Source organism: Burkholderia sp. 22313 (assembly GCF_052045245.1).
Taxonomy (GTDB): domain Bacteria; phylum Pseudomonadota; class Gammaproteobacteria; order Burkholderiales; family Burkholderiaceae; genus Burkholderia.
In genome coordinates, this window is the sequence record NZ_JBQEON010000029.1 from 1 (window position 1) to 23,752 (window position 23,752).

Genomic DNA, 23,752 nt, shown 5'->3' on the forward strand with positions numbered 1-23,752 from the left:
GCAATACGGCCCGCGCGAATCGATGGAATACGACGTCGTGATCGTCGGCGGCGGCCCCGCCGGGCTGTCGGCCGCGATCCGGCTCAAGCAGCTGGCTGCCGAGAAAGGCACCGAGATCGGCGTGTGCGTGCTCGAGAAGGGTTCCGAGATCGGCGCGCACATCCTGTCGGGCGCGGTGATGGATCCGCGCGCGATCAACGAACTGTTCCCCGACTGGAAGGAACGCGGCGCACCGCTCGACGTCGAGGTGACCGAAGACCGCTTCCTGTTCCTGTCCGAGAAGAGCGCGGTCACGACGCCCAACTGGGCGCTGCCCGCCAACTTCCAGAATCACGGCAACTACGTGATTTCGTTGGGCAATGTCACGCGCTGGCTTGGCCAGCAGGCTGAGGCGCTCGGTGTGGAAATATTCCCGGGCTTCCCGGCCGCGGAGATTCTCTACAACGACGACGGCTCGGTCAAAGGCGTCGCCACCGGCAACATGGGCGTGGGCAAGGACGGCGAGCCGACCGAGAACTTCCAGCTCGGCATGGAGCTGCACGCGAAGTACACGCTGTTCGCCGAAGGCTGCCGCGGCCACCTGGGCCGCCAGTTGATCTCGAAGTTCAAGCTCGACGCGAACGCGGATCCGCAGGCGTACGGGATCGGCATCAAGGAACTGTGGGAAATCGATCCGGCCAAGCACAAGCCGGGCCTCGTGATCCACACGGCCGGCTGGCCGCTGAAGTCCGATACGTACGGCGGCTCGTTCCTGTATCACATGGACAACAATCAGGTGGTGGTCGGCTTCGTGGTGGGCCTGGGCTATACGAACCCGTACCTGTCGCCGTTCGAGGAATTCCAGCGCTACAAGACGCACCCGTCGATCCGCGCGTTCCTGGAAGGTGGCAAGCGCGTGTCGTACGGCGCGCGCGCGATCACCGCGGGCGGCCTGCTGTCGCTGCCGAAGACGGTGTTCCCGGGCGGCGCGCTGATCGGCGACGATGCGGGCTTCCTGAACGCATCGCGGATCAAGGGCAGCCACGCGGCGATCAAGACCGGCATGCTGGCGGCCGACGCCGCGTTCGACGCGGTGCAGGCCGGCCGTCAGAGCGATGAACTCAATGCCTACCCGGACGCGTTCAAGCAATCGTGGCTGTACACGGAGCTGTACCGCGCACGTAACTTCAAGCAGTGGATGGCCAAGGGTCTGTACCTGGGCACGCTGATGGTCGGGCTCGAGCAGAAGGTGATGGGCGGCAATGTGCCGTGGACGCTGCACCACAAGCATGCGGACCACGAGACGCTGAAGCCGGCGTCGCAATGCACGCCGATCGAGTATCCGAAGCCGGACGGCAAGCTGACGTTCGACCGGCTGTCGTCGGTGTTCATCTCGAACACGAACCATGAGGAGAACCAGCCGGCGCACCTGACGCTGAAGGATGCGAACGTGCCGGTGAACGTGAACCTGCGGACCTACGCGGGCCCCGAGGGGCGCTTCTGCCCGGCGGCGGTGTATGAGTTCGTGAAGAACGACGACGGCAGCGATCGCCTCGTGATCAACGCGCAGAACTGCGTGCACTGCAAGACCTGCGACATCAAGGACCCGACGCAAAACATCGTGTGGGTCACGCCGGAAGGCGGCGGCGGGCCGAATTACCCGAACATGTAACCTGCGGAAAACGCCGCCTCGCGCGGCGTTTTTTTTCGTCCGTTCGACGCTCGATGCCGCCCTGCTCGTGATCCGGCGTGCGACTCACGCACGGCACGCCGGCCCCGCCTCGTCAGCGCGCCGCGATCCGCCGACGGAAGTGCTCGGTACCGGACACGATCTTGTCGAGCACCGCGTCGAGCGCCCAGAACCGCTCGCGTACGTCGTAGTCGATCGCGCGGCAGCGAATCGACGCGAACGTGCCGATCCGCTGGTGATAGATCTTCGCAAGCGCGGGGTAGCCCAGGACTTCCGACACCGCCGAGACCACCAGGAAGGTCGACAACTCGTCAGCGAGCGCCGGATCCGAGTCGCCCTGCGTGCGCAACCATCGATACAGATCCGGATGGAAGTTGGTGAACACGCCGTTGAAGCCGGCGGAGCCCGCCTTCATCGCCTCCCACGCGATCGCGGCGTTCGCATTCAGGATCTTCAGCGGCGATCCCGCGGCGAGCGCAACGCGCCGCTTCACCGTCTCCAGGTCGCAACTCACGTCCTTGAGCATCACGAAGCGGCCGGTGTCGATGCACGCCCGAAGTTCGTCATCGGACAGCAATCGGCGGTAAGGTGCCGGACATTCGTACAAGCCGAGCGGCAGATCCGACGGCAGTCGCGCGAGCAGCTTGTGAAGATGGTCGAGCAACGCGGCGCTGCCTTTGCGCTGCGGGTCGAGGCGGTTGGTCACGAGCACGACGCCCTGCGCCCCCGATTCCGCCGCCGCGCGCAGCTCGGCGACCTGCGCATCGAGATCGTCGCTGATGTGGCCGGACGCGACGACGGGCACGCGCCCGGCCACGCGTTCGACCACGAAACGCGCGAGCTCCGCCCGTTCGGCCAGACTCAGGAATTGCATCTCGCTCGATTGCGCGACCGCGAACAGCGCATCCGAGCCGTGCGCCAGATACCATTCGATGAGCCGTTCGAGGCCCGCGTAATCGATCGCGCCGGCGTCGTCGAACGGCGTCAGCATCACCGGTACGATCCCCTCGACGGTCGCGCTCGACTGCTGATGGTGTTGCATCTGTTTCTCCTTCCTTCAGTAAATGCGTGATGCCGGCACGGCGCTCAGGCCGGCAGCACGCCGGACGCGGCACTCGCGGCCTGCTCGGGAATCGGCTTGCGAACCAGCAGCAGGTAGGCCATCGCACCGGCAAATGCGATTGCCGCCGCCGTCAGCAGCGCCGGCACGAACGACCACTTCTGCGCGATGACACCCGTCAGGATCGGCGCGAGCGCCCCGCCGATGAAACCGCCGAAATTCTGGATCGCGCCGAGCGATGCGATCCGGCTCGGCGGCGCGGCCGCCGTCGCGAGCGCCCACGAACACGCCGATGCCGCATTGGCGAGAAAGATCACGACCGAAATGCACGCGAGCGCGACCGTGTTGCTCTGCACGAGCGCGGCCGGAATCGTGAACGCGACCATTCCGAGCATCGCGACGACGACCGCGTTGCGTCGACTCACGACCGGCGAGCGGCTGCGGCGCGTGACCAGATCCGACAGCCAGCCGGCGACCAGCGAGCCGACGAACCCGCACAGGAACGGCACCGACGCCGCAAATCCGGTGCGAATGAGGCTCATGTGACGCTCCATCGTCAGGTACCCCGGCAACCAGGTCAGGTAGACCCAGTTCAGATACACGGAACCGAAGAATCCGATCAGCATGCCCCAGGTCGTCCCGTGCGAGAACAGGCTGCGCCAGTCGGCGAAGGTCAGCTTCGGCGCCGCGACGGCAGTCTGCGCGTCGGCATCGAGATACGCGCGTTCCGTCGCAGTCAATTGCGCACGCGCCGGGTCGCGGTACAAGGCAAACCAGACGACGGCGACGACGAGGCCGAGCGCCCCCGTCGCGACAAATGCCCAGCGCCAGTCGAACGAGGCAACGAGCACCGCCAGCAGCAACGGCGCGAGCGCGGTGCCGAGCGGCGATGCCGCGTTGAAGATGCCGGTCGGCGTACCGCGCGCGCGCAGCGGAAACCAGTTGCTCACCACCCGCGCCGCCGACGGGAACTGAGGCGCCTCACCGATGCCGAGCACGATACGCGCGACGATGAACCAGCCGAAGGTGGCGACGATCCCGCCCGCCGCCTGCGCGAGCGACCAGACGATCAGCCCGACGCCCAGCAACCGGCGCGGTCCGATGCGATCGACGAGTCCGCCGACCGGGAACTGGCACAGCGCGTAGCTCCACGAAAACGCCGACAACAGCAAGCCCATCTCGGAGAGCGACAGACCGAGGTCGTTGCGGATGGCCGAACTCGCGACGGCCAGCGTGCCGCGGTCGAGATAGTTGACGATCCCGCTCACCATCAGCAGCGCGAGCGCGATACGTTGTCCGCGCCGAATGCGTGGGGGCGCGGTCGGAACAGCCTGATTCTCGTTCATTGCGATTGTCTCCGTTGTCCTGAATGGTTGCCGGGCTCCGGCCCGTTCCGTCGTCGCGGAATCTATACGGCCGCACGCTCCACTTCTTCGCGTGTCGGAATCGAGGTCTGTGCGCCGTGACGCGTCACGCTGACCGCGGCCGCGCGCTGGCCGAACGCGATTGCGTCGTCCATCGACGCACCGCTCGCCCGGGCCGCCGCGAACCCGCCGACGAAGGTGTCGCCGGCTGCGGTCGTATCGACGGCGACCACCGCCATCGCCCGATGGCGGCCGTGCCCGGCCGCCCCACGCCAGCAGACACCGCGCGCACCGAGCGTGACCAGCACGTTGCCGACGCCCTTCGCGCACAGCGCATCGGCGGCCTGCACCGCCGATGCGTCGTCGCCGACGGCGATGCCGGTCAGCGCCTCCGCTTCCGTCTCGTTGACGACGAGGTAGTCGATTCGGGCCAGCAACGCGTCGAACAGCGGCCGGGCAGGCGCCGGATTGAGCAGCACGGGCGTCCGATGCGCGATGGCACTCCCGATGGCGCGCGCAACGGTCTCGATCGGCACCTCGAGCTGGCACACCATCAGCGCCGCGCCGGCGATCACGTCGCGCGACGCGTCGATCAATGCGGCATCGAGGCATGCGTTCGCACCGGGCACGACGACGATGCTGTTCGCCCCGTGTGCGTCGACCGTGATCGTGGCGACGCCGGTTGCCTCGCCGTCAATCCGGTGCAGGTGCGTCACGTCGATGCGCTCCGCCGCAAGCGCGTCGTGCAGGCGTGCCCCGAACGCGTCGTTGCCGACGCAGCCGATCATCGCGACCGACGCACCGAGGCGCGCGGCGGCCACCGCCTGGTTCGCCCCCTTGCCGCCGTGGACGGTCTGGAACGACGTGCCGAGCAGCGTTTCTCCCGGGACGGGCAGACGCGGCGCGCGTGTGACGAGATCGACGTTGACGCTGCCGACGACGGCGATTCGGGGTGGCTTTGCGTGATTCATCATCGAATGTAACCGCTTACATTTGCGACCGACAAAATGGCCGGAAAGGCCGACGTCGACGAAAACTTCACAATGCAGCTGCAATCTGTGTCTGACATAATACGGATTGGCATCAAGATAGCGCTTACATTCTCACAGGCGAGAATCGAAATGCAAGCGGAACCACGCCGAATCGAGGGTAAACGATGGCGCTTTTGAACATGGGCGGCGTCCGCGCGACAGCCGCAGCCGGGGATCGCCGATGAGCACGCCTTCCTCCAGCGGCGGCGCGGCGCGCGCACGCCGCGGCAGCGGCCGGTCGGTGCTCGGCGATGTCGCGAAGCTTGCCGGCGTGTCGACCGCGACCGTCTCGCGCGTGTACAACGACCCCGGCAAGGTATCGGCCGACGTGCAGCAGCGCGTGCGCGACGCCGCGCGCGCGCTGAACTGGATTCCGAACGCCGCCGGCCGTGCACTCGCCTCCACGCGCACCCACATCACGGGGGCGATCATCCCGACGCTCGACGATCAAGTGTTCGCGTCCCAGGTAGCGGGGATGCAGGCGGTCATGGCCGAACACGGCATCACCCTCTTCCTCGGCTGCTCGAACTACGATCCGGCGCAAGCGCTGGCGCAGGTGCGCGCGATGCTGTCGCGCGGCGTGGAAGCCGTGTCGCTGGTCGGTGAAGCGTATCCGCCGGAAGTATTCGAACTGCTCGACCAGCATCGCGTGCCGTATGTCGTGACCTACGCGTATCGCGACGACAGCCCGCACTGCTGCATCGGCTTCGACAACCGCGCGGCATTCGCGCGGCTGACCACGCACCTGCTCGACCTCGGCCATCGCGATTTCGCGGTCATCATGCAGCCTTGCGCGGACAACGACCGCGTGCAGGCCCGCCTGCGCGGCATTCACGACACGCTTGCCGCGCGCGGTCTCGCGGTTCGCCCGGTCCACCAGCACGAGGGCGCGGCCACGATCGCGTTCGGGCGAGCGAGCCTGCGCGCGATCGCCGACAGCGGCGCCCCGCGCCCGACGGCCGTGATGTGCGGCAACGACGCCCTCGCGCTCGGCGCATTGCTCGAGGCGCAGGCCCTGGGCCTCGAGGTGCCGTCGCAACTGTCGATCACCGGATTCGACGACGTCGCACTGGCTCGCGAAATCCGGCCGTCACTGACGACGATGTGGGTCGACACCGCCGCGATCGGGCGCAAGGCCGCCCACGCGTTGCTCGGCGCGCTCGAGAACGGCGAAGCCGGGCCCGGTTGCGCGGTACTGCCCGAACTGCGGGTGCGTGAATCGGCTGCGCCGCCGCTGCCCGCAGCCCAATGAAACGGGGCGCCCCAGGCGCCCCGTTTCGCATCGCATCGGTCGAGCCGGCAAGTGCCGGCCCGCTCGCATCAGGTCGCGCTGCCGGCGATCTTCGGCGTCGAAGTCTCGACGTCGCCGCATTGCGCGCGATGGCGCAGCGCATGGTCGATCAGCACCAGCGCGAGCATCGACTCGGCGATCGGCGTCGCGCGGATGCCGACGCACGGGTCGTGGCGACCGAAGGTTTCGACGGTCGCCTCTTCGCCGGCCCGCGTGATCGAACGGCGCGGCGTGCGGATGCTCGACGTCGGCTTGATCGCCATCGACACGGTGATGTCCTGCCCGGTCGAAATCCCGCCGAGCACGCCGCCCGCATGATTGCCGACGAAGCCGGCCGGCGTCAGTTCGTCGCCGTGCACCGAGCCGCGCTGCGCGACGCTGTCGAAGCCCGCGCCGATCTCGACGCCCTTCACCGCGTTGATGCTCATCATCGCCTTCGCGATGTCCGCGTCGAGCCGGTCGAACACCGGCTCGCCCCAGCCGACCGGCACGCCCGACGCGACGACGTCGATGCGCGCGCCGATCGAATCGCCGTCCTTGCGCAACGCGTCCATGTAGGCTTCCAGCTGCGGAACGATCGCCGCGTTCGGCGCGAAGAACGGGTTTTCGCGCACGTGCGACCAGTCGACGAACGGCACGTCGATTTCGCCGAGGCCGCTCATGTAACCGCGCACCTCGACACCGAAGCGCTCGCGCAGCCACTTCTTCGCGACCGCGCCCGCCCCGACGATCGGCGCGGTCAGGCGAGCCGACGAGCGGCCGCCGCCACGATAGTCGCGGATGCCGTACTTCTGCCAGTAGGTATAGTCGGCATGGCCGGGACGGAACGTCTCGACGATGTTGCCGTAATCCTTGCTGCGTTGATCGGTGTTGCGGATCAGCAGCGCGATCGGTGTGCCGGTCGTCATGCCTTCGAACACGCCGGACAGGATCTCGACCTCGTCGGCCTCCTGGCGCTGCGTCACGTGCCGCGACGTGCCGGGCTTGCGGCGATCGAGCTCGACCTGGATGTCGGCTTCGGTCAGCCCCATCCCCGGCGGGCAGCCGTCGATCACGCAGCCGATCGCGGGGCCGTGCGATTCGCCGAAGGTCGTGACAGTGAAAAGCGTGCCAAGGGTATTGCCGGACATGATGGAACCGCCCAAAGAGAAATGGACAAACCGATGCGCTGCCAGGCCACAGGCAGGCCGATCGTTTGCCGGTCGAGAAAATGAGGTAAACCGCTATTATGCCAGCCGTCCCGGGCCCGCGGGCCGCGTGAACCGTTCGGACCACACGGACCGGCGACGGATCCGGCTCGGCGCGGCGCCTCGCGACCCGCGCCGTCGCGCTCGCGGCCGGCCGATGCGCGGTCGTCATCGCGGCCCGGCGTGGCGATCGTCAACCCGCGCCGGGGCCGCCCCCGTTTACTTCCGCGCGCCGCGCAGTTCCGTCACCGCGGCCTGCAGCACGTCGGGCGTTGCGACCGAGGCCGCGATCGGCTCGCCGACCGCGAGCGTCAGCCGGCTCATCACGCCGCGCTTGATGGGCCGCGGCATCCGCGCATCGGCATGACGGGAGAAATAGCTGCCCCACAGCCCGCGCAGCGCCATCGGGATCACGGGGGCCGGCGTGCGGCCGAGGATCTCCGTGATGCCGTGGTGGAACGTGTTGATGTCGCCCGTCTTGGTCAGCTTGCCCTCGGGGAAGATGCATACCAGCTCGCCGTCCTTCAGCGCGGCCTCGCACGCGTCGTAGGCGCGCGCGAGCATCTCGGGATCCTCATGGCGCGGCGCGATCGGGATCGCCTTCGCATGCCGGAACACCCAGCTCGCGAAGCGCGTCTTGAAGATCCGGTGATCCATCACGAACCGGATCGGCCGGGGGCTCGCGGCGGCCAGCACGAGCGCATCGACGTAGCTCACGTGGTTGCACACGAGCACGGCCGCGCCCTCTTCCGGAATTCGCTCCGCATGCACGAGTCGAATCCGGTAGAACGTGTGCACCAGCACCCACGCGACGAAGCGCAGCAGGAATTCGGGGACGAGCAGATAGATATACGTCGCGACGACGACATTCAGCAGCGCGGTGACGAGGAACAGGCCCGGGATGCCGACGCCGGCCTTGGTCAGTCCCATCGCCATCAGCGCCGACAGGATCATGAACAGCGCGTTCAGGATGTTGTTCGCGGCGATGATCCGCGCACGGTGGGTCGGCGCGCTGCGGCTCTGGATCAGCGCATACAGCGGCACGCTGTAGAAGCCGCCGAACATCGCGAGCAGGAACAGGTCGGCCAGGATCCGCCAGTGCCGCGCACTGGCCAGGAACTCCCCGACCGACAGCAGATGGCCGGGCGACGGCAGCGAACGGCTCGCGAAATACAGCTCGATCGCGAACACGCTGATGCCGATCGAGCCGAGCGGCACAAGACCGATCTCGACGCGCCGCTGCGACAGGCGCTCGCACAGCAGCGAGCCGAGGCCGATCCCGACCGAGAATGTCGCGAGCAGGACGGTGACGACGTCGGGGCTGGCGGACAGCACGTCCTTCGCGAAATTGAAGAACGACGTGAGGAACGTCGCGCCAACGAACCACAGCCACGAGATGCCGAGCAGGCTCAGGAACACGGTGCGGTTCTGCCGCGCGAGCCCGAGGTTGCGCCAGGTCTCGCTGAACGGGTTCCAGTTGATCACGAGATCGGGCTGCGGCGCCGGCGTCGACGGCACGCGCTGCGCGACGAGCCGCCCGGCGAGCGCGACGACGACGACGCTGACGGCCAGCACGCGCTCGCCGCTGCCCTCGATGCCCGCGGCCGCGCCGCCGATGATCGTCCCGATCAGGATCGCGATGAACGTGCCCATCTCGACGAGGCCGTTGCCGCCGACCAGTTCATGATCGTCGAGATGCTGCGGCAGGTACGAATACTTGACGGGGCCGAACAGCGTCGAGTGCATGCCCATCATGAACGTGCACAGATACAGCAGCGTCGCGCCGTGCGTGACGAAACCGGCCGCGCCGACCAGCATCAGCGCGATCTCGAAGGTCTTCACGAAACGCGTGAGCGTCGCCTTGTCGTATTTGTCGGCGATCTGGCCGGAGGTAGCCGAGAACAGCACGAACGGCAGGATGAAGATCGCGGAAATCAGGAACGCGGCCGTCTTCGCATCGACGCCGGAGAAGCGCGCGGTGTGATAGGTGACGAGCGACGTGAAACCGATCTTGAACACGTTGTCGTTCAGCGCGCCCAGGAACTGGGTCGTGAAGAACGGCGCAAAACGACGCTGGCGCAGCAGGTCGAACTGCGACGCGTGGGCGCGCCGTTCGCCGCGCGACGCGGAAGAGACTTGCGTGTGATCGCTCATGCGGAATACGCGCGCGTCGTCTGGGCGACGCTGCGCGGGCCTTGGGTTGTTGTTGAAAAAAAGGCGGCGCAGGCCGAGCCTGCGCCGCCGTGCGCCGAGTGGCAGCGCCCGCGCGTCATCGCAACGGGCGCGACACGTTTCACGGCTTGTGCGTTTCGGTTTCGGCTTCCGGCCAGTCGCGGATATATGCCTTCAGCATCCGGTTCTCGAAGCTCTGCGCCTCGACGACCGTCTTCGCGACGTCGTAGAACGAGATGACGCCCATCAGCACCTTCTTGTCCAGCACCGGCATGTAGCGCGCGTGGCGCTCGAGCATCATCCGGCGCACTTCGTTGACGTCGGTTTCGGGCGTGCACGTGAGCGGCTCGTCCATCACCTTGCGCACCTGCACGTCGCCGATCGCGCCGCCGTTCACGTGCAGGCGCAGGATGATCTCGCGGAACGTCAGCATCCCGACGAGATCGCCGTACTCCATCACGACGAGCGAACCGATATCGTGCTCGGCCATCGTATCGACCGCTTCGCGCAGCGGCTTATCGGGCGTCACTGTAAACAGCGTGTTGCCCTTCACTTTCAGAATATCGCTGACGCGCATCGTAGTCCCCTCATGCTTGAATGCAAATCCGCTTTCGATCCTATCGGAAAGCCCGTCAAAAGGAAAGCGCGGGCCCGCGCGGCGCGGCCGCCCCCGCTTGCGGACGCGGGCCGCCCGCCGCACAATGACCGTATGGACGGCGGCCCGAGGAGACGGCCATGGCGCATACGCATACGGAGCAATTCGCCAGCTTCGCTGATTTCTATCCGTACTACCTGAACGAACACCAGAACCTCACGTCGCGGCGCCTGCATTTCATCGGCTCGCTCGGCGTGATCGGCTGCGTCGCGATGGCGATCGCGACGGGCTACTGGCTGTGGCTGCCGGCTGCCATCGTGTGCGGCTACGGCTTCGCGTGGGTCGGACACTTCTTCTTCGAGAAGAACCGCCCCGCCACGTTCCGGCACCCGATCTACAGCCTGATGGGCGACTGGGTGATGTTCAAGGACATCTGCACCGGCAAGATTCCGCTGTAACGCCCGCCCGGCCGCGCGTCACGCCGTCTTCGGCGGCCGCGCGTGCGGATCGGGCGCCCCGCCCGTCGCGGGCCCGTGCCCGGGTAACGCCGGCTGCGCGCCCGCCAGCCGGTGTGCGGCGATCAGCGACGCCAGCGATACGTCGAAGCGGTCGTTCGACAGCACGTCGAGCAGTGCCGCGCCGTCGACGTGGCTACGGCGCCGCTGCAGCTGGTAGGTCAGCTCCGTGCGGTCGATCACCAGCACGTCGAACAACTGCGCCAGCGTCAGGTGCTCCGGGTTCGCCAGCAGGATGTAGCGCGGCGCCGGTTCGCCGCTATCGAGCCGCGCGATCCATTCCCGCTCCTCCAGCGTCAGCAGCAGCCGCTGCGCGGTTTCCATGTCGCAGCGCAGCATGGTCGCGAGCCGCATCGCCGTATAGCCGGCCTTGCCGACCGCACGCGCCTCGGCCAGCCGCGCGAGCAATTCGAGCGCGTCGAGCAGGTCGCTGCCCGGATAGTGGATGCGATGGAACTGGCCGACGCGGATCGCCGGCAGCGCGGATGCGACCATCGCGCCGAGCAGCGCGATGAACCAGCTCAGGTACACCCACAGCAGGAACACCGGGAGCGCCGCGAACGCGCCATACACGGCCGTATAGGTCGGAATGCGCCGCACGTAATAGCCGAAGCCGCGCTTTGCGAGCTCGAACGCGATGGCCGCGAACAGCCCGCCGATCACCGCGTCGCGCCAGGCGACCGTGCAGTTCGGCAGATACACGTATAGCAGCGTGAACGCGAGCACGGTCAGCGGCAGCGACGCGAGCGCGAGCAGCCACTCGATGATCGACGTCGACGGCGCGGCGCCGGTGAACGCGAGCGACTGCGTAAACAGATACGACGAGATCGACAGGCTCACGCCGAACAGCAGCGGGCCGAGCGTGATCAGCGCCCAGTACGCGAGCACGCGCTGCGCGAACGGCCGCGGCTTGCGCACCCGCCAGATCAGGTTGAACGCGGACTCGATCGTCATCATCGTCATCACCGACGTGACGACGAGCACGATCAGGCCGGCCGTCGTCAGCCCCTTGGCCTTCGACGCGAACTGGTTCAGGTACTTGAAGATCTGGACGTTGAACTGCGCGGGCATCAGGTGGTCCGCGAGGAACCCCTGCAGCGAGATCTGGAACGACGCGAACATCGGGAACGCGGTGAACAGCGCGAACGCGACCGTCACGAGTGGCACGAGGGCCAGCATCGTCGTGAACGTGAGGCTGCCCGCCACTTGCGGGATGCGATCCTCGGCGCTGCGCCGGGCCGCGAATTGCGCGAGGCGCTTGAGGGTGTCGAGATCGACGCTCAACTTCGGCAAACGGCTTCTCCTTCTTGATGCCGCGCGCCCGATGGCGCGCCGCCGCCGCGCTGCGCGACGGCTCCAGCCCCTATAATAGCCGCTCGATCCAGCAGGGGCCGACTGCACCGGGCATGCGCGCGGCCGCATGCGGCTCCGCCGCCCATGAAAGACATTCTCGTCCTCTATTACAGCCGCCACGGCGCCACGCGCGATCTCGCGCTCGCGATCGCGAACGGCATCGACAGCGTGCCGGGCACGCAGGCGCGCATCCGCACCGTGCCGCCCGTCTCGACGGTCTGCGAAGCCACCGCCCCCGACATCCCCGCCGACGGCCCGCCCTACGCGGAACTGCGCGATCTCGAGGAATGCGCGGGCCTCGCGCTCGGCTCGCCGACCCGCTTCGGCAACATGGCCGCGGCACTCAAGTATTTCCTCGACGGCACGACCCCGCAATGGCTGTCGGGCGCACTGACCGGCAAGCCGGCCAGCGTGTTCACGTCGACCGGCAGCCTGCACGGCGGCCAGGAATCGACGCTGCTGTCGATGATGCTGCCGCTGCTGCATCACGGGATGATGATCGTCGGGATCCCGTATACGGAAGCCGCCCTCAGCACGACGCGCACCGGCGGCACGCCGTACGGCGCGTCGCACGTGTCGCAGCACGATCGCAGCGCGCCCGCGGGGCTGTCGGCGGACGAAAAGGCGCTCGCGGCCGCGCTCGGCGTGCGGCTCGCCCGCGCCGCCGCGGCACTGGCCGACGCCCAGGTCGCCGGGGCCGCATGAACGCCCCCGCCCGCCCCGCCGTCGCGGCCCGGCCGCGCCTTGCGCTGGCCGCCGTCGCGTGCCTGATCGCGCTGATCGCGCTGTCGCTCGCATGGGAACTGTGGCTCGCGCCGCTGCGCCCGGGCGGCTCGGCGCTGATGCTCAAGGCCGTGCCGCTGGCGCTCGCGCTGCCCGGCGTATGGCGGCGTAACATCTATACGATGCAGTGGGCGAGCATGCTGATCCTCGTCTATTTGGCCGAAGGCATCGTGCGCGGCATGTCCGACCGCGGGCTGTCCGCGACGCTCGGCTGGTGCGAGACCGCGCTCGCCGTCGGCTTCTTCGTGGCCGCGCTTGCGTACGTCGCGCCGTTCAAGCGCGCGGCGAAGCAGCGGCGCGCTGCGTCCTGACCCTTACGCGACCGAACCTGATGATTTCTTCCGAAGCCTTCGTATCCGCCTGCCGCGACGCCATCGGCGCCGCCCATGTGCTGACCGATCCGCACGACACCGAACCGTTCCTGACCGACTGGCGCCGCCGCTACAAAGGCAGCGCGTGCGCGGTGCTGAAGCCGGCCGATACGGCCGAAGTCGCCGCGCTCGTCCGGCTCGCGAACACGCACGGCGTCGCGCTCGTGCCGCAAGGCGGCAACACGGGCCTCGCCGGCGGCGCGACGCCCGACGGGAGCGGCGGCCAGGCCGTGCTGAGCCTCGCGCGCCTGAACCGCGTGCGCGCGCTCGATCCGCACAACAACACGATCACCGTCGAAGCCGGCGTGATCCTGGCCGACGTGCAGACGCGCGCCCGCGAAGGCGGCCGGCTGTTCGCGCTGAGCCTCGCGGCCGAAGGCAGCTGCACGATCGGCGGCAACCTGTCGACCAACGCGGGTGGCACCGCGGTGCTGCGCTATGGCAACGCGCGCGAGCTGTGCCTCGGGCTCGAGGTCGTGACGCCGCAGGGCGAAATCTGGGACGGCCTGCGCGGACTGCGCAAGGACAACACCGGCTACGATCTGCGCGACCTGTTCATCGGCGCGGAAGGCACGCTCGGGATCATCACGGCCGCCGTGATGAAGCTGCATCCGCTGCCGGCCGCGCAGGTCACCGCGCTGGCCGCGCTCGAGTCGCCGCACGCGGCGCTCGACTTTCTCGCGCTCGCGCAGCGCGCGGCCGGCCCGCTGCTGACCGGCTTCGAGCTGATGTCGGACTTCTGCATGCAGCTCGTCGGCAAGCACTATCCTCAATTGCGCTACCCGTTCGACCGCACGCACGCGCAGACGGTGCTGCTCGAGCTGTCGGACAACGAAAGCGAAACGCATGCGCGCGCGCTGTTCGAGAAGCTGATGGAAGAGGCGTTCGAGGCCGGGCTCGTGGTCGACGCGGTGGTCGCGGAAAATCTCGCGCAGTCCCGCGCATTCTGGGACCTGCGGGAACACATCCCGCTCGCGCAGGCCGACGAGGGGCTGAACATCAAGCACGATATCGCGGTGCCGATCTCGTCGATCGCGCGCTTCATCGACGAAACCGACGCGGCGATCCAGCAAGCCGCGCCGGGCGCGCGGATGGTCACGTTCGGCCATCTCGGCGACGGCAACCTGCACTACAACGTGCAGACGCCCGAAGGCGGCGACGCGAAGGCGTTCCTCGCGGCGTTCCAGGAGCCGGTGAACCGGATCGTCTACGACAACGTACACCGTCACCACGGCACGATCAGCGCCGAACACGGGATCGGCCAGTTGAAGATCGACGATGCGCAGCGCTACAAGTCGCCGGTCGAAACGGCGCTGATGCGCACGCTGAAGACCGCGCTCGACCCGCGCGGCCTGATGAATCCCGGCAAGGTCCTGCGCTGACGCCACCCACCGGAGCGATGTCCATGAGAGTTCGTGTCCTGTCCGACCTGCATCTCGAAAGCAACCAGCCCGACACGATCGCGCATGCCGACGCGGATCTCGTCGTGCTGGCCGGCGACATCCACAACCATGCGGAAGGCCTGCGCTGGGCCGCCGAGACGTTCGACCCCGGCGTGCCGGTGGTCTACGTGCCGGGCAACCACGAGTACTACGACGGGGAATTCGGCGCGCTCGAGACGGCGATGCGCGACGCCGCGCACACGATCGACCACGTGCATTACCTGAACAACGGCGTGTACGTCGATCCGGCGCAGCGCTTTCGCGTGCTGGGCACGACGCTGTGGACCGATTTCTCGCTGTTCGGCGCCGACGATGCGAGCGTCGCACGATCCATCGACGCCGGCTTGCGCGTGATGCTCGATTTCAAGGGATTGATCCAGGTGACGTGGCCGCATGAAGCCTTGCTGCATGCGGGCGGCACGCCGGAGCGGGATTTCACGCCCGCCGATGCGATCGCGCTGCACCGGCAAGGCCGCGCGTGGCTGGAAGCGCGGCTCGCCACGCCGTTCGCGGGCCGCACGATCGTCGTCACCCATCATGCGCCGCACCTGCGCTCGCTGGCGGAGCGCTACGCGGAAGACCTTGCGTCGGCGGGATTCGTCACGGACATGGCGGAACTCGTGCGGCCGCCCGTGGACCTGTGGATCCACGGCCACACGCATACGTCATTCGACTACGTGACCGATAGCGGCACGCACGTGGTGTGCAACCCGCGCGGCTACATCCACCGGCGCACCGGCGAACTGGAAAATCCTGCGTTTGCGTGGGACAAAGTGGTCGAACTCGGCTGAGCGCCGGGCCGACAGCCATCGAGCCGCGCGATGCGGCCCGCGCCGATCTGAAATGCCGCCCGATCAGCGATCGGCGCGGCGCGAACCGTTCGACGACGGGCGCACCCGGACCGGCACCGGCTTCATCCGTGCCTTCATCGCGCGCAGCAGATCGCGCGTCGCCGCGGCGGCGGCGGCCGCACCGAGCAGAACTCCAAGGCCGATCATCAGTTGCGTATCCATTGCGACTCCGGGTGTAGGCAGATCCATCTCTCTATGTTTCTACAGTATCAAACTGTCTGCCGTTCGATGGTAAAAAAATGTTGCGTGAACGACAAATCTCGTCAGATCGCACGCGGCCGCGCTGTCATGTCGCAGCCGTGAACTGCGCGAGCGCGGCTTCGTCAGCTTCCAGCGTGGCCGGCAACTCGTCGCGCAGGAAATCGACCCAGGTGCGGATTTTCGCGTCGAGGTATTGGCGCGACGGATACAGCGCGTAGATGTTCATCGGATGCGACCGGTATTCGGGCATCACACGCACGATGTGGCCGCTGCGCAGCCCGCCGATCGCCGAATAGAGCGGCAATCCGGCGATCCCCATCCCTTCCCGCACGGCCACCGCGAGCGCTTCGGCGACGTTCACGCGAAACGGCGGCGCCGTGATCGGGATCACCTCGTCACCGCGCGGCCCCGACAGCGACCATTCGTCGAAATGAAAACCGGGCGCGACCATTCCGAGACAGACGTGCTGCCCGAGATCCGCCGGCGACTGCGGCGCGCCGTGGGCCTCGACATAGGCGGGTGACGCGCACACGACGCTGTAGCTCCCGCCGAGCCGCTGCGACACGAGCCCCGAGTCGGGCAGGTCGCGGCCGACGACGATCGCGACGTCGTACCCCTCGTCGAGCAGGTCGGGCATCCGCTGCGCGAGCGTCAGCTCGACGTGGACGTCCGGATAGCGTTGCCGGTAGCGCGCGATGGCCGGCACCAGGTAGTGCTGCCCGAGGCTCGTGAAGCAATGAACCTTCAGCTTGCCCGACGGGCGCGCGTGCGCGTCGCCCGCTTCGGCTTCGGCCTGGTCGACGTACGCAAGGATCTGCTCGCAGCGCTGCAGGTAGCGCTCGCCCGCTTCGGTCAGTGCGATCCGGCGTGTCGTCCGGTTGAGGAGGCGCGTGCGCAGATGCGCTTCGAGATCCGACACGGCGCGCGACGCATAGGCGGTCGTCGAATTCATCTGCTGGGCGGCCGCGGTAAAGCTCCCCGCGTCGACCACGCGGACGAAGACCCGCATGTTTTGTAACGTATCCATCCCATTACCCGTTTGAATCCGGACGGATTGTTGCACAGAGGCGGCGCAATATTATCTCAGGATTCGTAAAAATGACTTGCACCGTTGTCCGTTTATTCAGGAATCACTGAAAAATATAATCGTATCCGACTCATCTATATCCGAAAGGGAGAAAATCGTGCAGTCTCCGGCAACAAAAGGGACGCTGGCACTGGCGGTTCTTGCAGTCTCATTAATAATGGCCGGGTGCGCGAGCATGGGCGACAACACAACCCAGTCCACCCGCATCGAGGCGAACACGCTCGACGCCGGTGCCGCGATCCGGGCAGCCGACCGCGATGCCGGCTGGCCCGCGTCCGACTGGTGGCGTGCCTACCGCGATCCGCAGCTCGACGCGTGGATCGCCGCCGCGCAAGCCGGCAATCCGACCCTCGCGGCCGCCGAAGCGCGCGTGCGCGAAGCGCAGGCGATGGCGCGCGTGGCCCGTTCGGCGGAGCTGCCGCAAATCAACGGCAACCTGTCGCTGATGCGCCAGCACTGGCCCGACAACGTGTACTACGGTCCGGGGCCGCTGGCCGACACCGACACGTGGAACAACACCGGCACGCTCGGCCTGTCGTACCACCTCGACCTGTGGGGCAAGGACAAGAACGCGACCGAGCGCGCGCTCGACACCGCGCATGCAACCGCGGCCGACGCCCGGGCGGCAAAGCTCGAGCTCGAGGTCAACGTCGTGCGCGCGTATGTCGGCATGTCGATGAACTACGCGCTGCTCGACCTCGCGCACGAAACGTTCGAACGCCAGCGCTCGCTGGCCGATCTCGCGCGCAAGCGGCTGCAGGCCGGCCTCGGCACGCAGCTCGAAGTCAGCCAGGCCGAATCGACGCTGCCCGACTACGAACGCCAGATCGACAGCTATGAAGAAGCGATCCAGCTCGCGCGCCACCAGCTCGCCGCGCTCGCGGGCAAGGGCCCAGGTGCCGGCGACGCGATCACGCGGCCGAGCCTGTCGCTCGATACGCCGGCCGGCCTGCCGTCCGCGATGCCGGCCGACCTGCTCGGCCGCCGCCCGGACGTCGTCGCGGCCCGCTGGACGGTCGACGCGCAGGCCCGCGGCATCGATGTCGCGAAAGCCGCGTTCTATCCGAACATCGACCTGCTTGCGACGGTCGGCGGCTTCGGCGTGACCGCGCCGTTCGCCGGCTTCCTGCGCGCGATGAACGGCGGCTGGACGGCCGGCCCCGCGCTGTCGCTGCCGATCTTCGAAGGCGGTCGCCTGCGCGCGCAACTCGGCGCGGCCAACGCCGGCTACGACCAGGCGGTCGAACGCTACAACCAGACGGTCGTCGGCGCGCTCAAGGACATCGCCGACCAGGTGGTGCGGATCCGCTCGCTCGATACGCAGAAGAAGGACGCCGCGCGTTCGGTGGCCGCCAACGACCGCAGCTACCAGCTGTCGCGCGAAGGCTTCCGCCGCGGGCTGACCGATTACGTGAACGTGCTGGTCGCGCAACAGCAGCTGCTGCGCGCACAGGAAACGGCCGCCCGGATCGACGCGGAACGCCTCGCCGCGCACGCGCAGCTGATGGCCGCGCTCGGCGGTGGCGTCGAGACGGGACAGGACGTGCCGAACGACAAATCCGCCGCCGGCGCAGCCGCGCCGGCCGCCGCCTCGGGTGCGAAGCCCGTCGCAGCCAGCGCCCGGCCCGCGCAGGTCGCGACGGCCGGGGCCGGGGCCGACGCCACGCCGGCCGCACGGTAACGCGGAGCGACCGCCATGTCAGCCTCCTCCCCCGCTTCCACGCACGCCGGCGGCCCGCTCGCGGCCTGGTACGCCGCGTTCGGCGACTGGGCCCGCAGCGACGGCGCCGCGTGGCTCTATCTGTTCAAGGCGCTGCTCGCCGCGTTCATCGCGACCGGCGTGTCGATGCGGCTCGACCTGCCGGCGCCGAAGACGGCGATGACCACGGTGTTCATCGTGATGCAGCCGCAAAGCGGCGCCGTGCTCGCGAAGAGCTTCTACCGGGTCGCCGGCACGATCTTCGGGCTGATCGCGACGCTCACGTTCGTCGGCCTGTTCCCGCAGCAGCCGCAGCTGTTCCTGCTGGCGGTCGCGCTGTGGGTCGCGCTGTGCACGGCCGGCGCCGCGCGCAACCGCAACTTCCGCAGCTACGGCTTCCTGCTCGCCGGCTACACGACCGCGCTGATCGGGCTGCCGGCGTCGCAACACCCGGACGGCGCGTTCATGAGCGCGATGACGCGGGTCGCCGAAATCATGGTCGGCATCGTGTCGGCGGGCGTGGTCAGCGCGCTGGTGTTTCCGCAGACCACCGGCGAGCAGATGCGCACGACGGTGCGCAAGCGCTTCGGCAGCTTCGTCGACTACGTCGCGGCGGCGCTGTCGGGCCAGCTCGATCGCGCGCACATCGAAACCATCCATACGCGCTTCGTCGCGGACGTGGTCGGCTTCGAAGCGGCGCGCAGCATGGCGGTGTTCGAGGATCCGGACACGCGCATGCGCAGCGGCCGTCTGGCACGCCTGAACAGCGAGTTCATGAGCGTATCGAGCCGCTTCCACGCGCTGCACCAGTTGATGAACCGGCTGCGGGCGGCCGGCGCGCAGGCCGCGATCGACGCGATCGAGCCGTATTTCCGCGAGATCGCGCCGCTCCTGACGCGCAACGGCGAACCGGTGCGCTCGTCGGCCGACGCCGCGCTCGCGGCCGAACAGCTGCTCGCCTGGCGCAACGAACTGCCGCGCCGCGTCCGCGCGACACGTGCGTCCCTGGAGACGCAACCGGACTTTCCGCTGCTCGACTTCGACACGGCCGCCGAGCTGCTGTACCGCTTCATCACCGACCTGCACGAATACGCGGCGACCTATGCGTCGCTGTCGACCGCGACGCACGAGCGCGAACGCTGGATCGAGCGCTACGAGCCGCGCACCAACGTGACGGCGATGGTGATCGCGGCGATTCGCACCGCGACCGTGATCCTCGTGCTCGGCGGGTTCTGGATCGAAACCGCGTGGCCGAGCGGCGTGACGATGACGCTGACGGCGGCGGCCACCTGCGCGCTTGCATCGTCGACGCCGCGCCCGACCGCGATGTCCGCGCAGATGGGCATGGGTACCGCACTGGCCGTCTGCACGGGTTTCCTGCTGACGTTCGGCATCTACCCGCACATCGACGGCTTCCCGCTGCTGTGCGTGGCGCTCGCGCCGCTGCTCGCGATCGGCATCTACATGACGCTGAAGCCGAAGCTCGCGGGCTACGGGATGGGCTACCTGATCTTCTTCTGCTTCCTCGCCGGCCCGGACAGCGTCACGCACTACGACCCGACGAGCTTCATGAACGATGCGCTCGCGCTGGTGCTGTCGATGCTGGTCTCGGCAATCGCGTTCGCGGTGCTGTTCCCGCCGACCGCGCCGTGGCTGAAGAAGCGGCTGTTCGCCGACCTGCGCCATCAGGTGGTCGCGGCGTGTCACGCCCGGCTTGCCGGATTGCGCACGCGCTTCGAGAGCGGCGCGCGTGACCTGATGTACCAGGCGCACACGCTGTCGGCCGACCAGCCCGACGTGCAGCGCGACGCGCTGCGCTGGATGTTCGCGGTGCTGGAAACGGGCAATGCGGCACTCGACCTGCGCACCGAGCTGGCGACGCTGCCGTCCGACCCGCGCTATGCGCCGGCGACGCCGTGGCGGCGTGCGATCGAGACGATGCGCACCGCGTTGTCCGCGCTGTTTGCCCGGCCGAGCGCCGAGCGCTTCGATGCGACGCTGGCCGCGGTCAACGCCGCGATCGACGCGACCCGGCAAACGCTCGATGCGTTCACGCCGTCGCGCGACGAGCGCCACCGGCTGCAGCGCATCCTGAGCCATCTGCATTTCGTACGCACGGCGCTGCTCGATCCGCAATCGCCGCTCGAGCCGCTCAACCGCAACCGCCCCGTGCGTCCCCAACAAGGAGCCTCGTCATGATGCCGCGTGAAATCGCCATTCTCGATGCCTACATGCCCACGGTGGTCCTGATGTTCGTCCTGGGCGCGCTGGCGACCTGGGCCGTCGACCGCCTGCTCGCCTATACGGGCCTCTACCGTCTCGTCTGGCACCCGTCGCTGTTTCGCGCGTGCCTTCTCGTCTGCATTTGCGGCGGACTGAGTCTTGCCGTTTACCGTTGATTCCGAACCATCATGATTCTCAGAAAACTCTTCGGCTTCGTCGCGACCGCCGTCATCCTTCTCGTCGCGATCCTGATCGGGCGCTCGCTGTGGGTGCACTACATGGACGATCCGTGGACGCGCGACGGGCGCGTGCGCGCCGAGATCGTCAACGTCGCGCCGGACGTGTCGGGCGCGATCGTCGAGCTGCCCGTGCATGACAACCAGCTCGTGAAAAAGGGCGACCTGATCATGCAGATCGACCCGTCGCACTACCAGATCGCGGTCGAGCAGGCGCAAGCGGCCGTCGCCGCCCGCCGCGCGGAACTGCAGATGCGCCGCGACGACGCGGCCCGCCGTGCCGACCTCGACGCGCTCGTCGTGTCGAAGGAAAACCGCGAGAACGCGGCGCACAGCGCGTCGAGCGCCGATGCGCAGTACCAGCAGGCGATCGCCGCGCTCGACGCCGCGAAGCTCAATCTCGAACGCACGCGCGTGGTCGCGCCGGTCGACGGCTACATCACGAACCTGCAGACGTTCAAGGGCAACTACGCGGTGGCCGGCCAGGCCAAGCTCGCGATCGTCGACAGCCATTCGTTCTGGGTCTACGGCTACTTCGAGGAAACCAAGCTGCCGCGCGTGAAGGTCGGCGCGCCGGCCGAAATGCGGCTGATGAGCGGCGGCGTGATGAAGGGCCACGTCGAGAGCATCTCGCGCGGCATCTACGATCGCGACAACCCGCAAAGCCGCGACCTCGTCGCCGATGTGAACCCGACCTTCAACTGGGTGCGTCTCGCGCAGCGCGTGCCGGTGCGGATCCGCATCGACGAAGTGCCGGCCGACGTGGTGCTGTCGGCGGGCACGACCTGCACGGTCATCGTCGATCCGGACAAGCAGAAGAAGTCGTAAGCGCCGGCCTGCCGGCCGGACGCTCACGCCGCGATGTGGAAGCGTCCGACCAGCAACTTGAGCGCCTGCGCCTGCTCGTCGAGCGCATTCGCCGCGGCGGCCGCCTGTTCGACGAGCGCCGCATTCTGCTGGGTGCCGGCATCCATCTGCGTGACGGCGCGGCCGATCTCGTCGATCCCCGCGCTCTGCTCGTCCGACGCCGCGGAGATCTCGCCGATGATGTCGGTCACGCGCTTCACTGCCCGCACCACGTCGCCCATCGTCCGGCCCGCATCGTGCGCGAGCGCCGCGCCGTTCGCGACGCGCTCGACCGACGCGCCGATCAGCTCGCGAATCTCCTTTGCCGCGGTGGCCGAGCGCTGCGCGAGCAGCCGCACCTCTGCCGCGACCACCGAGAAACCCCGCCCCTGTTCACCCGCCCGGGCGGCCTCGACCGCCGCGTTCAGCGCGAGAATATTGGTCTGAAACGCGATCCCCTCGATCGTGCCGATGATGTCGCGAATGTTCTTCGCGCTGTCGTCGATCTCGCTCATCGTCGCGACCACGCGGCCGACCACGTCCCCGCCCGCCTCCGCGACGGCCGACGCATTGGCCGCCAGCGCGCTCGCCTGACGCGCGTTTTCGGCGTTCTGCCGCACGGTCGACGTGAGCTCCTCCATGCTGGCCGCGGTGCGTTCGAGCGCGACGGCCTGCTGCTCGGTGCGGCGCGACAGGTCCAGGTTCCCCGTTGAAATCTCGCCGGACGCGGCCGCGATCGCCTCCGCGCTGACGGCGATCTCGCCGACCGTCGCCGCGAGCCCGGTCTGCATGTCGGACAGCGCGCGCACCATGCTGCCGCGGTCGTGCCGGGCGAGCGGAATCGGCCGCGTCAGGTCGCCGCGCGCGATGTCGGCGGCAATCGCCTTCGCATCGGCCGGCTCGCCGCCGAGCTGCGACGCGAGGCGGCGCACGACCCGTTCGGCGATCGCGATCGCCAGCACGATCAGCGCGGCCGTCATCGCCGCGATCATCCCGAACGACGACGAGAAGATCGTTGCGGACGCATCGAGCGTCGCCTTCGACTTCGCGCCGCGCGTCTTCACGAGCATCGCGACGAGCTTCTCGAGCTTGCCGGTCTCGACCAGCAGCGACACGTCCTGCGTGCCGACCTGCCAGTTCATCTGCGACAGGTCGAGCGGCTGCGCCTGCACCAGCGCGACGAAATCGCGCAGATGGCCGCTCCACGTGCCGACCGCCATCGAGAATGCGCGCAGCCGCGCGGAATCGTCCGCATCGGCCGGATCCGCGTAGCGCTGCAGCGTCGCGAGCGCCTGGCCGATCGACGCGAGCCCCGCGCCGACCTCGGCGCCCAGATCGTCGCGCTCCTTCGCGGTGGTCGCGGTCAGCAGCATCTTCTGCGCGCGGCTCGCGCGCAACACCTCGGCCCGCACCTCCTCGGCCGCCCGGCTCGCGACGTGGCCCTGCTCGTAGACCGACGCGATCGACGCGTTCAGCCGGCTGATCTGCCACAGCGAAAACACGCCGATCGCGAGCGTGCCGGCCAGCAGGATCGCAAACGCGGCGCGCAAGGTCGCCTTGACGCTCCACGGCCGGCGTTCGCGCCAGACTGCGCGCGGACGTCGCGCGGCGGGCTTGGCGGCTGCGCCGGTTGCGGTAGTGGCCGCACCCGGCTGCGGATGCAATGATGCTGCTTTCATCGATATATCCCCGTATTGATCACGCCGCCGGAAAGGTCGGTTCCGGCAGTCCCCGCGATGGCTGGCCAGGCCGCGCGTCCCGTGCCCGCCCGGCTCG

The 23,752-nt window shown here is 68.2% G+C and carries 21 protein-coding genes; 11 read left to right on the forward strand and 10 right to left on the reverse strand.

Annotated elements, in window-relative coordinates; genetic code table 11:
* Nucleotides 1-1,651 (forward strand): electron transfer flavoprotein-ubiquinone oxidoreductase (locus ACTJKF_RS22370; RefSeq protein ID WP_440626189.1); only part of this gene is annotated, 1,651 nt, incomplete at its 5' end.
* Nucleotides 1,652-1,763: 112 nt separating this feature from the next.
* Here ACTJKF_RS22370 and ACTJKF_RS22375 read toward each other — a convergent pair.
* The 3 genes from ACTJKF_RS22375 to rbsK all read right to left on the reverse strand — a co-directional run bounded on the left by ACTJKF_RS22375 (nucleotide 1,764) and on the right by rbsK (nucleotide 5,067).
* On the reverse strand, nucleotides 1,764-2,711 hold the full coding sequence (locus ACTJKF_RS22375) for a dihydrodipicolinate synthase family protein (protein ID WP_440626191.1): 948 nt from the start codon (nucleotides 2,709-2,711) through the stop codon (nucleotides 1,764-1,766).
* 44 nt (nucleotides 2,712-2,755) lie between these two features.
* Nucleotides 2,756-4,075, reverse strand: coding sequence for an MFS transporter (locus ACTJKF_RS22380; protein ID WP_440626192.1), 1,320 nt, complete (start codon nucleotides 4,073-4,075; stop codon nucleotides 2,756-2,758).
* Nucleotides 4,076-4,137: 62 nt separating this feature from the next.
* Nucleotides 4,138-5,067, reverse strand: coding sequence for a ribokinase (rbsK, locus tag ACTJKF_RS22385; RefSeq protein WP_440626193.1), 930 nt, complete (start codon nucleotides 5,065-5,067; stop codon nucleotides 4,138-4,140).
* A gap of 238 nt (nucleotides 5,068-5,305) precedes the next feature.
* Between rbsK and ACTJKF_RS22390 the strand changes: the two genes are divergently transcribed.
* Entirely contained in the window at nucleotides 5,306-6,376 is a 1,071-nt protein-coding gene (locus tag ACTJKF_RS22390) for a LacI family DNA-binding transcriptional regulator (protein ID WP_440626195.1), read from the forward strand.
* Between the two features lie 68 nt (nucleotides 6,377-6,444).
* On the opposite strand, the gene aroC is transcribed toward ACTJKF_RS22390, so the two are convergent.
* The 3 genes from aroC to ACTJKF_RS22405 form a co-directional block, all read right to left on the reverse strand.
* Nucleotides 6,445-7,545, reverse strand: coding sequence for a chorismate synthase (gene aroC, locus ACTJKF_RS22395; protein ID WP_440626197.1), 1,101 nt, complete (start codon nucleotides 7,543-7,545; stop codon nucleotides 6,445-6,447).
* Between the two features lie 276 nt (nucleotides 7,546-7,821).
* Entirely contained in the window at nucleotides 7,822-9,756 is a 1,935-nt protein-coding gene (locus ACTJKF_RS22400; RefSeq protein ID WP_440626199.1) for an MFS transporter, read from the reverse strand.
* A 139-nt stretch (nucleotides 9,757-9,895) separates the two neighbouring features.
* Nucleotides 9,896-10,351, reverse strand: coding sequence for a CBS domain-containing protein (locus ACTJKF_RS22405; protein WP_440626201.1), 456 nt, complete (start codon nucleotides 10,349-10,351; stop codon nucleotides 9,896-9,898).
* 158 nt (nucleotides 10,352-10,509) lie between these two features.
* Between ACTJKF_RS22405 and ACTJKF_RS22410 the strand changes: the two genes are divergently transcribed.
* On the forward strand, nucleotides 10,510-10,827 hold the full coding sequence (locus ACTJKF_RS22410) for an Mpo1-like protein (protein ID WP_440626203.1): 318 nt from the start codon (nucleotides 10,510-10,512) through the stop codon (nucleotides 10,825-10,827).
* 18 nt (nucleotides 10,828-10,845) lie between these two features.
* On the opposite strand, the gene ACTJKF_RS22415 is transcribed toward ACTJKF_RS22410, so the two are convergent.
* A complete protein-coding gene (locus tag ACTJKF_RS22415) occupies nucleotides 10,846-12,177 on the reverse strand; it encodes a YihY family inner membrane protein (RefSeq protein ID WP_440626205.1) in 1,332 nt (443 codons plus the stop codon).
* Nucleotides 12,178-12,321: 144 nt separating this feature from the next.
* On the opposite strand from ACTJKF_RS22415, the gene wrbA reads away from it, so the two are divergent.
* Genes wrbA through ACTJKF_RS22435 form a run of 4 tightly spaced genes read left to right on the forward strand, consistent with a single transcriptional unit; the run spans nucleotide 12,322 to nucleotide 15,624 of the window.
* Nucleotides 12,322-12,942, forward strand: a complete 621-nt coding sequence (gene wrbA / locus ACTJKF_RS22420) for an NAD(P)H:quinone oxidoreductase (protein WP_440626208.1) — start codon at nucleotides 12,322-12,324, stop codon at nucleotides 12,940-12,942.
* Nucleotides 12,939-13,331: a DUF2069 domain-containing protein gene (locus ACTJKF_RS22425; protein ID WP_440626210.1), complete on the forward strand. Its 393-nt coding sequence runs from the start codon at nucleotides 12,939-12,941 to the stop codon at nucleotides 13,329-13,331. Before wrbA ends, ACTJKF_RS22425 begins: the two co-directional genes overlap by 4 nt.
* 20 nt (nucleotides 13,332-13,351) lie before the next feature.
* Entirely contained in the window at nucleotides 13,352-14,773 is a 1,422-nt protein-coding gene (locus ACTJKF_RS22430; protein WP_440626212.1) for an FAD-binding oxidoreductase, read from the forward strand.
* 23 nt (nucleotides 14,774-14,796) lie between these two features.
* Complete coding sequence (locus tag ACTJKF_RS22435; RefSeq protein WP_440626214.1) at nucleotides 14,797-15,624, forward strand: metallophosphoesterase; 828 nt, start codon at nucleotides 14,797-14,799, stop codon at nucleotides 15,622-15,624.
* A 63-nt stretch (nucleotides 15,625-15,687) separates the two neighbouring features.
* On the opposite strand, the gene ACTJKF_RS22440 is transcribed toward ACTJKF_RS22435, so the two are convergent.
* Both ACTJKF_RS22440 and ACTJKF_RS22445 read right to left on the reverse strand, forming a co-directional pair.
* On the reverse strand, nucleotides 15,688-15,846 hold the full coding sequence (locus ACTJKF_RS22440; RefSeq protein ID WP_170296438.1) for a hypothetical protein: 159 nt from the start codon (nucleotides 15,844-15,846) through the stop codon (nucleotides 15,688-15,690).
* Between the two features lie 124 nt (nucleotides 15,847-15,970).
* On the reverse strand, nucleotides 15,971-16,912 hold the full coding sequence (locus ACTJKF_RS22445) for a LysR family transcriptional regulator (protein WP_440626215.1): 942 nt from the start codon (nucleotides 16,910-16,912) through the stop codon (nucleotides 15,971-15,973).
* 157 nt (nucleotides 16,913-17,069) lie between these two features.
* Here ACTJKF_RS22445 and ACTJKF_RS22450 point away from each other — a divergent pair, with 157 nt between their 5' ends.
* Genes ACTJKF_RS22450 through ACTJKF_RS22465 form a run of 4 tightly spaced genes read left to right on the forward strand, consistent with a single transcriptional unit; the run spans nucleotide 17,070 to nucleotide 21,958 of the window.
* Nucleotides 17,070-18,653, forward strand: a complete 1,584-nt coding sequence (locus ACTJKF_RS22450; RefSeq protein WP_440626217.1) for an efflux transporter outer membrane subunit — start codon at nucleotides 17,070-17,072, stop codon at nucleotides 18,651-18,653.
* 15 nt (nucleotides 18,654-18,668) lie between these two features.
* Nucleotides 18,669-20,870 (forward strand): FUSC family protein, encoded by a 2,202-nt coding sequence (locus ACTJKF_RS22455; RefSeq protein WP_440626219.1) that lies wholly within the window; start codon nucleotides 18,669-18,671, stop codon nucleotides 20,868-20,870.
* On the forward strand, nucleotides 20,867-21,070 hold the full coding sequence (locus ACTJKF_RS22460) for a DUF1656 domain-containing protein (RefSeq protein ID WP_011351756.1): 204 nt from the start codon (nucleotides 20,867-20,869) through the stop codon (nucleotides 21,068-21,070). Before ACTJKF_RS22455 ends, ACTJKF_RS22460 begins: the two co-directional genes overlap by 4 nt.
* 12 nt (nucleotides 21,071-21,082) lie before the next feature.
* Nucleotides 21,083-21,958 (forward strand): efflux RND transporter periplasmic adaptor subunit, encoded by an 876-nt coding sequence (locus ACTJKF_RS22465; protein ID WP_440626221.1) that lies wholly within the window; start codon nucleotides 21,083-21,085, stop codon nucleotides 21,956-21,958.
* Nucleotides 21,959-21,981: 23 nt separating this feature from the next.
* On the opposite strand, the gene ACTJKF_RS22470 is transcribed toward ACTJKF_RS22465, so the two are convergent.
* On the reverse strand, nucleotides 21,982-23,655 hold the full coding sequence (locus tag ACTJKF_RS22470; protein ID WP_440626223.1) for a methyl-accepting chemotaxis protein: 1,674 nt from the start codon (nucleotides 23,653-23,655) through the stop codon (nucleotides 21,982-21,984).
* Between the last annotated feature and the right edge of the window lie 97 nt (nucleotides 23,656-23,752).